This is a genomic window from Methylobacterium sp. DB0501 (genome assembly GCF_011043735.1).
Lineage (GTDB): Bacteria > Pseudomonadota > Alphaproteobacteria > Rhizobiales > Beijerinckiaceae > Methylobacterium > Methylobacterium alsaeris.
In genome coordinates, this window is record NZ_JAAKGV010000001.1 from 250383 (window position 1) to 262291 (window position 11909).

The following is an 11909-nucleotide window of genomic DNA, read 5'->3' on the forward strand; positions in this document are numbered from 1 at the left end:
CATCGGTCCCAGGGCGCGTCCGCTTCGCCCCGACCGCCTCGCGACGCCCTTCTCGTCGGTTTTGGCCGCACGGCCCCGAGGCGACGAGAAGGGCTTGAGTGTCGCCGGCGCCTCGCGTCCGGGCGCCGGGGAAAACGACCGCGGGCCGAACCATCCGGCGCCGTCCCCGAGATCCCCTCCCCCCACCGCGCCTCCGGCAGGTCCGGCACGGGTCCGCGATCCGGCCCGCGGCGGCCGGTCGGTGCCGCCCGGCGAGGAGGCCGAACCGCCCCTCGGCCGAGCCGCCGCGGCGGTTCAGGACGCGGACGGCTCCAGCGCGCCGTAATCGTGGGTATAGGCGCCCGCCTCGAACCGGTCGAAGCTCTGGCTCCAGCGCCGGCCGGGCCAGAGGTAGTCGACGCGGCCCGCCGCCGGACGGTACACGGCGGTGTAGGCGGTGGTGAAGGCGGCCTTGCGCGAGTAGAGCGGCGCTTCGAGGAAGCGCGCCGTCAGCGTCTCCAGGGTCGTCGACGGCTCGGCCAGCGCCTCGTCGAGCACGCGCTGGCGCAGCGCCGAGCGGGAGGCGGCGGAGACCCGCTCCTGATGGTTGGTGCAGGTCCGCTGCTGCGTCACCGCCGCCTCGCGCCGGGGGCCGAGGAAGACCGTGGCATGCGCGCCGGTCCGGTCGAGGAGCGTGACGTTGTGGAGTTGCACCGCCGGCAGGCTGCGCAGCGCCTCGACCGCCTCCGCGACCGTGCCGCAGGTTTCCAGCACGTAGCGCAGCATCATGATGATGGCGAAGCCCTCGCCGCGCCGGGCGATGCCGCCGAGCGTGCAGCTGGCCACCAGCCCGTCGTCGTTCATCCCGTCGAGGCAGCCGCCCCAGGGCCGCTGGCCCATGCCGATCACCCTCCGCCGCGACCAGGCGGTCAGCTCGATGCGGCCGGTGATGGAGTGGAGCGGGTAATCGTAGTTGCGCACCAGCGCCGGGCCGTCCTCGCCGAGCCAGACCGCCTGGCTGCAGCCCTGCCGATGCGGAGCCGGGCGGTAATGGCTGAGGATGCGGTGGGCGAGATCGTCGTCGCCGACCAGCTCGCACACGTCGTCATAGTGCGGGACGAGCTCGGGCATGTGGCGCAGGAGGGCGGCGCGGCACGCGGCGGCCGACGGCGTCTCCGGCACGCCCTCGCCGAGGTACCACCGCGCGGCGTCGTCCCGGCCCTCGCGGAAGCGGGCGAGCCAAGCCGGACCCGGGCGGTTCTCGCACTCGGCGGTGAAGGTCTTCTGCATCGGGATCGTGTAGCGGGAACGCCGCCGACCTGACCACCGGCTCCCCGGGCGGTGCGTGGTCGCGGCGGCGGCGCCCGATCGGTCCCCTCCGGGGTATCGGCATCCTCCTCCGGTCGTTCTTCTCTGGTCGTTGCGGGGCCGCGGGCGGGAGTGACGTCCGTCACCAGGCTCCCATCGGCTCACCCCCGTCCGCCTCGATCCAGGCGAGGAACGCCGCCACCGCCGCCTCCTCCACCCGCCCGTCCCGCACATACGCGCAGTAGCGCCGGGCCGGCAGGCGCGGCCCGGGGAACGGCGCGACGAGGCGGCCCTCGGCCAGATCGTCGGCGATGAGCGCCGTCGGGCCCATGGCGAGTCCGATCCCGTCGAGGGCGGCCTGGAGCGTGAGGTAGAAGTGGTCCAGGGTCAGCGCCGCCCCGGGCTGGAGGCCCGGGATCCCGACCGCGGCGAGCCAGTCGTCCCAGAGCCGCGGCAGGCTTGAAGAGTGCAACAGGGTGTGGCGGCCCAGATCCTCAGGGCGGTGCAGCGGCACCCGGGCGAGGAGCCCGGGGCTGCAGACCGGCAGCCGCTCCTCGGACAGGAATGGCCGCGCCGTGATGCCGTAGAAGGTATCCGGCCCGCCGCGGATGACGACGTCGTACGGGACGGCCAGGGCCTCGAGCGGCTGGTTCGAGGTCTCGAGCCGGACCTGGATGGCGGGGTGCTGCGCGCGGAAGGCGGCGAGCCGCGGCACCAGCCAGCGCAGGGCGAAGCTCGCCGGCGCGTTGACGCTGAGCACGGCGCCCGCGTCGTGGCCGTATTGCGCGGTCGCGGCGGCGATCCGGTCGAGGGCGGGGCCGATCTCGGCGAGGTAGGTGCGAGCCGCCGGCGTGAGCACGACGCGCCGGTTGTGCCGCTCGAACGCCTTGGCCCGCAGCCAGTCCTCAAGCAGGCGCACCTGCTGGCTGACCGCACCGTGCGTCACCCCGAGCTCGTCGGCCGCGGCCTTGAAGCTGCCCAGCCGCGCGGCGGCCTCGAAGGCGCGGAGGGCATGGAGAGGAGGCAGCGCGCGCCGCATCTGGTCGAGTGTCCCGTTCGGGTGAGTTTTCCTGGCAAGTTCCGGTTGAACAAATGGTTTGTCGGCGCATCCGGCAAGGGGCACGCTGACCCGAGATCGTTCGCCGAAGGATCCGGCGAGGAACCCGCCGAGGAATCCCCATGCCCGACACCCCTCCCCGGGCCGCTCGATGACGCCCATCCTCCTCGCCGCCGTCACCGCGGCGGCGGTCCTGCATGCGGGCTGGAACGCCGCCCTGCGCGGCGGCAGCGACCGGCTGTGGTCGATGACCCTGATGATGGTGGCCGTGGCCGTGGTCACGGGGTCCGCGGCGTGGGTCCTGCCCTGGCCGAACGCGGCAAGCTGGCCCTACGTGATCGCATCGAGCCTGATCCATACCGGCTACAACCTGTCCCTCGTGCGGACCTACCGCACCGGCGATCTCGGCCAGACCTACCCGATCTCCCGCGGCTCCTCGCCGGTCCTGGTCGCCTTGGGCGCGATGGCGTTCGCGCACGAATCCGTCACCCTCGCCTCCGCCCTCGGCATCGCGCTCGTCTCCGGCGGGATCGTCTCGCTGGCGTTCCAGGGCCGGCATCTCCGGGCCGGCACCCTGCCTGCGGCGCTGACCACCGGCGTGCTGATCGGCGCCTACACGGTGGTCGACGGGATCGGGGTCCGCCTCGCGGGCGACAGCCTCGCCTATGCCAACGCCATGTTCCTCCTCTGGAGCCTGACGATGCCGCCGCTCTTCTGGGTGCTCCGCGGCCGCCCGCCGGCCTATACCGTGGCCGAGACCGCGATGGCGCTCGCCGGAGGCCTCGTGTCGATCCTCGCCTACGGCATCGTCATCTGGGCGATGCAGTCCGGCGCGATGGGCGTGGTGTCCGCCCTGCGCGAGACCAGCGTCGTCTACGCCGCGATCCTCGGCCGGGTCTTCCTCAAGGAGCGGCTGAGCTTGGGCCGGATCGGCTCCTGCCTGGCGATCGCCGCCGGGGCGGCCTGCCTCGCGGCGTGAGGCCTCACCACATCGTCTGCTTCGCCCGCTCGGCCCAGGTCGCGTCGTAGGTCTCGCCGCCGACGCGGCCGTCGCTCAGGCCGGCCAGGATCTGCCCGGGGGTCGGCAACGTCGTCGGATCGACCTGGGCGTCCGCCCGCCACAGGCCGGAGCGGATCAGCGCCCGGGCGCATTGGAAATAGACCTCGCCGACCCGGATCACCATCACGGTGCGCGGCGCTTCGCCATCGACGGCGAAGGAGGCGCACAGCTCCGGATCGTCCTCGATCACCGCCCGGCCGTTGACCCGGAGCGCATTGCCGATGCCCGGGATCAGGAACATCAGTCCGACTCTGGCATCGCGCAGGACGTTGCGCAGACTGTCGATCCGGTTGTTGCCGCGGCGATCCGGCAGCAGCAGCGTGTGCGGGTCGGCGACCCGAACGAAGCCCGGCCGGTCTCCCCGCGGCGAGCAATCCAGGCCCTCCGGGCCGCTCGTCGCCAGGGCGAGGAACGGCGCCGCCTCGACGAAGCGGCGATAATGCGGCGTGATGTGGTCGGCGACCTTCACGGTCGAGGCCTCGCCGACGGCACCGAACGCGCCGTAGATCCGCTCCAGATCCGCCTCGCTTCCCAGGATCGCCATCGTGTCGGCTCCAACCGTCGCAATGATCGAAGCGTAGGCGATCGGGCGGTCCCTGAACATCGACAAGAGCGCACCGCTTCGTGAGATCCGCTCACGGTGCGACCCTGTCCTCGTCCGGTTGCCAGCTGGCAACCGGGCGGTCCGATCGAAGCACGGCGTGCCGGGTTGCCACCTGGCAACCTCCGGCGCTGTCATGGTTAATCTGTGTTAACCAAAAACCGTTTGCCTCGCCACGGTCACGCTGGCATCGTCTTACGGAATTATTCCGTGATGCGCTTGGAAGCCGTAAATGCCCGATCAGCCGCAGGAGCAGGCGAGAGCCGCAGCCCCCGACCGAACCTCGATCACCCGGATCATCGCCGACGACGGCGGTGCCCTGTCGAACGAGCTGAACGCGCTCCGGCGCACGCTCTTCCCGCCGGCCTCGCACAAGCTGCTGCGCTCGTTCTCCTCCGGCGAGGCGGCGAAGCTGATCGGGGTGGCGGACGGCTACCTGCGCCAGCTCTCGCTGGCGAGCAAAGGCCCGCAGCCGGAGATCGGCCCCGGCGGCCGGCGCTCCTATACGCTCGCCCAGATCAACGAGCTGCGCCGGCTGCTCGACGACGGCCCGAAAGCCAAGGGTTACGTCCCGCACCGCTCCGGCGACGAGCATTGCCAGGTGCTCGCGGTCGTGAACTTCAAGGGCGGCTCCGGCAAGACCACCACGGCGGCCCATCTCGCCCAGTACCTGGCCTTGCGCGGCTACCGGGTCCTCGCCGTCGACCTCGACCCGCAGGCCTCGCTCACCGCGCTCCACGGCTATCAGCCGGAATTCGACGTCGGCCCCAACCAGACCCTCTACGCCGCGATCCGCCATGATGACGAGCAGAAGCCGCTCGCCGAGGTGGTGCGCAAGACCTACTTCCCGGGCCTCGACCTCGTGCCCGGCAACCTCGAACTGATGGAGTTCGAGCACGACACCCCGCGGGTGCTGGCCGACCGCAATGCCGAGCCGTTCTTCGGCCGCATCGCCACGGCACTCGGGAGCGTCGCCGACGATTACGACGTCATGATCCTCGATTGCCCGCCGCAGCTCGGCTTCCTGACGCTGGGCGCGCTCTGCGCCGCGACCGCGATGCTGGTGACGGTGCACCCGCAGATGCTCGACGTGATGTCGATGTGCCAGTTCCTGCTGATGGCCTCCGACCTGCTCGGGGTGGTGCAGGAGGCCGGAGCCGACCTCGATTACGATTTCCTGCGCTACGTCGTGACCCGCTACGAACCCTCCGACGCGCCGCAGACCCAGATGGTCGGCTTCATGCGCTCGCTGTTCCGCGAGCGGGTGCTGACCCACCTGATGCTGAAATCGACCGCCGTGTCGGATGCCGGCCTGTCGAAGCAGACCCTCTACGAGATCGGCCGCGAGAGCTTCACCCGGGCCACCTACGACCGGGCGATCGAGGCGCTCGACGGGGTGAACGGCGAGATCGAAAACCTGATGCACCGCGCCTGGGGACGCGTGCCGGCATGAAGCGCAAGGATGCCCTTCGGGCGGCGCTGAGCGCCCGCTCCCAAGAACCGCAACAGGAACCGCAAGCGGAGTTGCCAGCTGGCAACCCGGTCGAGACGGTGGACACGGTCCCCGAGGCGCCGCGGCCCCTGGTGCGCTCCGGCGCCGTCGGCGCCATGGGGCGCAGCCTCGGGCGCATCGCCAGCGCGGCGGCGGAGGCTCGCGCCATGGTCGCCTCCGGCGACCGGGTGGTCGAGCTCGATCCGGCGCTGATCGACGGCTCGTTCGTCAAGGACCGCCTGTCGGGCGATCCGGAGGAGCACGCCGCCTTCGTGGCGCTGATCCGCGAGCGCGGCCAGCAGGTGCCGATCCTGGTCCGGCCGCACCCGGGCGTCGAGGGGCGTTACCAGGTGGCCTACGGCCATCGCCGTCTGAGGGCGGCGGCCGAGCTCGGGCGGCCGGTACGGGCGGTGGTCAAGGCGCTCACCGACGAGGATCTGGTCGTCGCGCAGGGGCAGGAGAATTCGGCCCGGGCCGATCTCAGCTACATCGAGCGGGCGCTGTTCGCGATCGCGCTGGAGGATCGCGGCTTCGACCGTGCCACCATCATGGCGGCGCTGGCGGTGGAAAAGACCCAGCTGTCGCGCCTGATCGGCATCGGCCGGGCCGTGCCGGCGCAGGTCGTGGCGGCGATCGGGCCGGCGCCCAAGGCCGGGCGGCCGCGCTGGACCGCGCTCGTCGAGGCCCTGGCGCGGGACGGGGCAGGGGAGATGGTGACCCGCCTCCTGGCGGCGCCGGATTTCTCGGGTCTCTCCTCCGACGACCGCTTCGCCCGGCTGCTCGGCCATCTGACGGCAAAGCCGCCGCAACCGGCCCCGGCTCCGGCGGTCTGGACCAATCTCGGCGGCCGGCCGGTGGTGCGGATCGAGCGCGACCCGAAGCGGACCCAGCTCACCATCGACGACACGCTCGAGCCGGATTTCGCCGCCTATCTGATCCAGAGTCTTCCCCAGCTCTACGCCGCCTTCGCCGAGTCGAAGACCCGCGACGAGACCGATTAACGATCGATCCCATCGTCAACCGGCGGGACGAAGACTCTCCGGTTAGACACACAGATTCACAGGAATCTGGCGCTCTGCTTCGGGAATCGACCGGACTCGACTCTGCGGATTCGGGTTTCGCGCGTTACGACTCCGCCAAACAGAGTCACGATGCGCGCCTGATGGGCCCGCATCCCCGTGCGGAGCCCATTTGGTGGAGATGACGAACCCGCCGCAACCAGGCCAGGACCTCGCAGGCCAGGACCTCGCAGGCCAGGACCTCGCAGGGCAGGAGCCCGTCGAGGGCGTGCGCGACGCCGACCTCGTCGAGATCGTCGAGAAGGCACGCGGCAGCGTCGCCTACAAGGCGACGCTCGCCTTCGTGCGCGCCAGCCAGGCCAAGCGCGACGCCGAGCTGGAAGCGCGCGAGAAGCTGGTGGTGCTCAAGGCCGAGGCCGCGGCCGAGCGCGCCCGGCTGCCCCGCAACGCCCGCCGCCGCGACATGGTGCGCGAGGTGATCGAGAACGAGCCGGCGGCGCCGGAGAACATCCAGCACATCCACTCGGTCCTGGCGCTCTGCGGCCTGCCGTATCGCGAGCCGAAGGGCATGACCAACGTCTCGCGGGAATACGGCCGCAACACGCTCGCCATCAATGCCGGCCGGCTCATCAACCCGGCCACCGGCGAGATGGAGATGCAGGGGCTGCCCTACGGCCCGAAGGCGCGGCTCCTGCTGCTGCATCTCTGCACCGAGGCGGTGCGCCAGCGCAGCCCCAAGGTCGAGGTGGCGCAGAGCATGTCGGGCTTCATCCGCGACATGGGCTTCCCGGTCACCGGCGGCGAGCGCGGCACGCTCAAGCAGTTCAAGGAACAGCTCAACCGGCTCGCCGCCTGCTCGATGCAGATCGGCCTGTGGGACGGCACCCGCGCCTCGACCCTCAACGTGCCGCCGTTCAGGCAGATGGACGTGTGGCTGCCGCTGCACAACCACCCGGACCAGGGCCTCCTGTGGTCCTCGACCATCACCTTCCACCGCGAGTTCTACGACAACCTGATCCAGCACGCCCTGCCGGTCGATATCCGCGCCGCCCGCGCCTTCGCCGGCTCGGCGCGCAAGCTCGACCTGCTGTTCTGGGTCGGCTACCGGCTCTCGCGCCTCGAACGGCCTTTGCGGCTGACCTGGGACAACCTGTACAAGCAGTTCGGCAGCGAGAACGGCTCGATCCGCTCGTTCCGCCAGGAATTCCGCAAGGACGTCGCCCATCTCACCGAGGTGTTTCCCCGTCTGCGCTTGACCCTCGACGACGGCGGCATGCAGCTGCTGCCGTCCGATCCGAAGGACCTGCTGGTCCCTCCCAAGGCGGCTCTCGCGAATAAGCGAGCCCGGGCAAGGGCTTGATTCCGCCGAGTTCCCTACGAAGGGAGGGGGGATCGGGGCGGCGGGCGACGGTGCGCGCGGGGGTGCCGCGGAGGGACTGTACTTGCCGCGACCATGGATAGGATTATTTTCTTTAGACGGTGGCGTCTCCGCAATGGTGGAATTGTCTCTCCCCGTCCTGCGAGAGCCAAGGATCGTGTTTTCTCACCGTCGACCCCCATCTCAGGACGTGGTCGAGTCGGCCGATCCCGACCGAACCCTCCCCGTCATCCCGGGGCCGCGCAGCGGAACCCGGGATCCAAGACCGCTGACGGTGCCGAACCGGACGGAATGCGGGCCGCCTCATCCTTGAACGTCAGCGGTCTTGGATCTCGGGTTCTCGTCTTCGACGGGCCCCGGGCTGAATCTGTTTGTATACGATAGATCGATTGCAAAATAATTATATTATATCCGCAGACGACGTGCCGGGTAATATTTTTTATATCTTGATCAACTGATGAATCGAGCAATATCAATATTTTCATAGATCGATATCCGCTCAAAACATCTTGCCCAGCCGTGAAGTCGCACCCGGCCGCCACCGCCCCCCTACGCCGAGTTGCCTACGCCCCGCCATCGTCGGAAGCTCGCCGGGCCACGCTGAATCGCCTACGCGCCCCAACCTCCGCACGGCATCCCGAATCGACTGCTTCCCCATTGAGAGTCCACGGCTTTCATCGTCCTGCGCCCGCGCAGACCTGCCTACGGGACGTGAACGACTCCGCGCCGAATTGCCTACGCTCCAGCACGACCGGTCAGCCCATCGGTAACCGTCCGGCCCACCGGCTCCGAGAGTCACGGCAAAGTATTGCCCAGCTCCGATCAGGCGCCCGGAGTCGAGGATGAGTCCCGGATCGGGACGGCGAATCATCAGCCAGCGTACAGGCGAGTCGGTTCCACCGGCTCAAGCCTCGCCTCGACTCTTCCCCGGGGAAACGACTCGGGCTGATCTGGGCTTTGTCGGGCGAGGACTCGAGGGCCGCGAGTCTCCGACTCGAGAAGCGGTTGCCCAGGACTCCGGCGGAAGGGGAGGGGGACTCTCGCACCCCCTCGCCGCAGGCCGGGATCCGCATGCGCGCGGCTCACCCCGAAAAGCCCCTAACTTCCGATCCCCGAAAGCCTTTTTATGAAAGATTCAGACTCTAGATTCCGAGTCTGAATCCGTAGAGCTATATGGGTATTATATGGGGTGGCGATTTTGCGAGGCCCTGCAAGGGTTTAGCACCCTTTCGCGTAGGCAGGTCTGCGCATCCGCGTAGGCAACTCGGCGCATCTCCGTAGGCTGGTCTGCGCGGAATCGGGGGGTCGGCGAAGGCGACTCGGCGTGAGCGCGTAGGTTACTCAGCGCAGGCCCCCGATTAACAGCTTGGAAAGCTGTGTGAATCGCGGATGGCGCCGCGTAGGCAATTCGGCGTGCCTCAGGAGCCCGAAAACGAGGCCGAAACGCACCTCCGGGCGGCGCCGGATTCGCGAATCCGGAGGCCGCGGCGAGGCGGGCGCGCCGGCCACCCCGGATTCTCCGTCAGGAGGCCCGTGGAGGCCCGTCGCTCCCGGGTACCGTTGTACGGCACCTGCCGGCCTCGAATCCAGCTCAGCGAGGCTCCTGGCGGCTTTACGCGGGTTGTCCAACGGCTGTGCCCGCCGGCAACCCGCGCCGCGCCCCCGCCCGATCTCCTTGGGCCACCGGGCTTTCCGGGCGGCGCCGACCCGGCTATCCCCGCTGCCGTCAACAGGGCCCCGGTTCCGGCAGGCTCCGACGGCCCACTCGTCCACAGCCCCGATTGACACGCTCCTGAAACCGAACAAAACAAGAACGAGTTGTTGCTTCGGTTCGGTGATGGGCATGAGATGCGGCAGGCCGAGCGGGAATGGCAGCTCGCGGCGTTGCGCGAGCGGATCGGCGGGCTGGCGCCCGAGGGAGCGGGCCGTCCGGTCCTGCCCTTCGGCGTCGCTCCTCTCGACGTGCATCTGCCGGGCGGGGGCCTGCGCCTCGGCGCGGTGCACGAGGTCCTGGCGGCGGGGCCGGTGGACGGGGAGGGGGCGCTGGCGGCCCTGTTCGTCGCCGCGATCCTCGCCCGGCTCACCGGCCCGGTCCTCTGGTGCCTGCCCGGGCGCGACCTGTTCGCCCCCGGCCTCGCCGCGGTCGGCCTCCACCCCGACCGGGTGCTCTACGCCGAGACCCGGCGCGAGACCGAGGTGCTGCCCACCATGGAGGAGGGGTTGCGCCATCGCGGCCTCGCGGCGGTGGTCGGCGAGGCTGCCCGGCTCGGGCTCACCCCGTCGCGCCGGCTCCAACTCGCCGCCGAGGGCAGCGGCAGCCTCGCCCTGGTGATCCGTCGCCGGGCCGGCGCGATCCCGGAGCCGAACGCCGCCGCGACCCGCTGGGGCGTCACCGCGGCGCCCTCCGCCGCTCTTCCCGTACCGGGCCTGTCGCGGGCCCGGTGGACCGTGGCGCTCCTGCGCGCCCGGGGCGCCGAGCCCCGCACCTGGCTCCTCGAGGCTCCCGATGCGAAGGGTCGTCTGCGTGTTCCTGCCGACCTGGCCGACCGACCTGTGGCGGCGCCGGCGCGGCGGACCGCCGCCGGATGAGCCTCTGGCCGCGGTGGCGCAGGAGGGCCCGCGCCGGGTGCTGGCGGCCGTCGACCGCGCCGCCCGGTCCCTGCGCCTGCGCCCCGGCCTGGCGCTGGCCCAGGCGCAGGCGATGGTGCCGGGCCTCCACCTGATCGAAGCCGACCCGGAGGGCGACGCCGCGGCGCTCGCGCGCCTCGCGGCCTGGTGCCTGGCTTACGCACCCCTCGTCGCGCCCGACCCGCCGGACGGGATCTGGATCGACGTCGCGGGAGCCACCCACCTGCATGGCGGCGAGGCGGCCCTGCTGGCGGGCTTGCGCCGCCGCCTCGGCCGGGCCGGCTACCGGGTCCGGACGGCGCTCGCCGACACGCCCGGCGCCGCCTGGGCCGCCGCCCGCTGCCTGCACCCCGAAACCGTGCTGCCGCCGGGCGGCCAGCGCGCATTCCTCCTCGACCTGCCGCTCTGGAGCTTGCGCCTCGACCGGGAGATCGTGTCGGGCTTGGGCCAGCTCGGCCTGACCCGGATCGCGCATCTCGCCGGGCAGCCCCGGGGACCCTTGCGCCTGCGCTTCGGCGAGGCGCCCGGCCGCCGCCTCGACCAGGCGCTCGGCCACGCCCCCGAACCGCTCGCCACCCTGGCGCCGCCGGTGGCGCATATCGTGCGCCTCGCCTTCCCGGAGCCGATCGGCGCGCCCGAGACCCTCGCCCGGGTGACCGGGCGGCTGACCGCGATGCTCGCCGACGACCTGACCCGGCACGGCCTCGGCGCGCGCCGGCTCGACCTGGTGTTCCGCCGGGTCGACGGGCTCGACCAGTCGGTCAGCGTCGGCACCGCCCGGCCGAGCCGCGATCCCACCCACCTCGCCCGCCTGCTGTCGGAGCGGCTGGGCACCATCGATCCCGGCCACGGCCTCGACGAGGCGCGGCTCGCGGCGCCCCGGGTCGAGCGCCTGGAGGCGCGCCAGCTCGCCGCCCCGGGCGAGGAGCCGGACCCGGAGGCGATGGCGGAGCTCGTCGACCGGCTGGTGCTGCGCCTCGGGCCGGGCCGGGTGTTTCGCCGGGCCCCGGTCGAGAGCGAGTGGCCCGAGCGGGCGGTGCGCCGGGTCGCGCCCTTGAGCCCGGCCACCGGCGCGACCTGGCCCGCCGACCTGCCGCGGCCCGGCCGCCTGCTGCCCGTCCCGGAGCCGGTGGCGGTCCTGGCCGCGCTCCCCGACGCCCCGCCCTCCGCCTTCACCTGGCGCGGCACCCGCCGCCGGGTGGCGCGGGCCGACGGGCCGGAGCGGATCTTCGGCGAGTGGTGGCTGACCGAGGACGAGGTTTCGGCCACCCGCGACTATTACCGGGTCGAGGACGAGACCGGCGCCCGCTACTGGCTGTTTCGCGATTGCCTGACACCGGAGGGTGCGCGCTGGTGGCTGCACGGTCTGGGGGAAGCGTGATGAGCC

9 protein-coding genes are annotated in these 11909 nt (G+C 71.4%); 6 read left to right on the forward strand and 3 right to left on the reverse strand.

Annotated elements, in window-relative coordinates; all coding sequences use genetic code 11:
* Positions 1 to 294 precede the first annotated feature (294 nt).
* Positions 295 to 1269 (reverse strand): C45 family autoproteolytic acyltransferase/hydolase, encoded by a 975-nt coding sequence (locus G4G93_RS01170; RefSeq protein WP_165080461.1) that lies wholly within the window; start codon positions 1267 to 1269, stop codon positions 295 to 297.
* A 160-nt stretch (positions 1270 to 1429) separates the two neighbouring features.
* Positions 1430 to 2326 (reverse strand): transcriptional regulator GcvA, encoded by an 897-nt coding sequence (gcvA, locus tag G4G93_RS01175; protein WP_165080463.1) that lies wholly within the window; start codon positions 2324 to 2326, stop codon positions 1430 to 1432.
* A gap of 169 nt (positions 2327 to 2495) precedes the next feature.
* Between gcvA and G4G93_RS01180 the strand changes: the two genes are divergently transcribed.
* On the forward strand, positions 2496 to 3323 hold the full coding sequence (locus G4G93_RS01180) for an EamA family transporter (protein ID WP_165080465.1): 828 nt from the start codon (positions 2496 to 2498) through the stop codon (positions 3321 to 3323).
* Between the two features lie 4 nt (positions 3324 to 3327).
* Here the strand turns inward: G4G93_RS01180 and G4G93_RS01185 are convergent, their stop codons facing one another.
* Positions 3328 to 3948, reverse strand: coding sequence for a pyridoxamine 5'-phosphate oxidase family protein (locus G4G93_RS01185; RefSeq protein WP_165080467.1), 621 nt, complete (start codon positions 3946 to 3948; stop codon positions 3328 to 3330).
* A gap of 289 nt (positions 3949 to 4237) precedes the next feature.
* Between G4G93_RS01185 and repA the strand changes: the two genes are divergently transcribed.
* The 5 genes from repA (at position 4238) to G4G93_RS01210 (ending at position 11903) form a co-directional block, all read left to right on the forward strand.
* The gene (gene repA / locus G4G93_RS01190) at positions 4238 to 5458 is read left to right on the forward strand and encodes a plasmid partitioning protein RepA (RefSeq protein WP_165080469.1); all 1221 of its coding nucleotides are present in this window, start codon (positions 4238 to 4240) and stop codon (positions 5456 to 5458) included.
* Complete coding sequence (gene repB / locus G4G93_RS01195) at positions 5455 to 6498, forward strand: plasmid partitioning protein RepB (RefSeq protein ID WP_165080471.1); 1044 nt, start codon at positions 5455 to 5457, stop codon at positions 6496 to 6498. The genes repA and repB overlap by 4 nt, the downstream gene beginning before the upstream one ends.
* A 199-nt stretch (positions 6499 to 6697) precedes the next feature.
* Positions 6698 to 7876, forward strand: coding sequence for a replication protein RepA (locus G4G93_RS01200; protein ID WP_165081304.1), 1179 nt, complete (start codon positions 6698 to 6700; stop codon positions 7874 to 7876).
* Positions 7877 to 9742: 1866 nt separating this feature from the next.
* Complete coding sequence (locus G4G93_RS01205) at positions 9743 to 10483, forward strand: ImuA family protein (RefSeq protein WP_165080473.1); 741 nt, start codon at positions 9743 to 9745, stop codon at positions 10481 to 10483.
* Complete coding sequence (locus G4G93_RS01210; RefSeq protein ID WP_165080475.1) at positions 10401 to 11903, forward strand: DUF6504 family protein; 1503 nt, start codon at positions 10401 to 10403, stop codon at positions 11901 to 11903. The genes G4G93_RS01205 and G4G93_RS01210 overlap by 83 nt, the downstream gene beginning before the upstream one ends.
* Positions 11904 to 11909 lie beyond the last annotated feature (6 nt).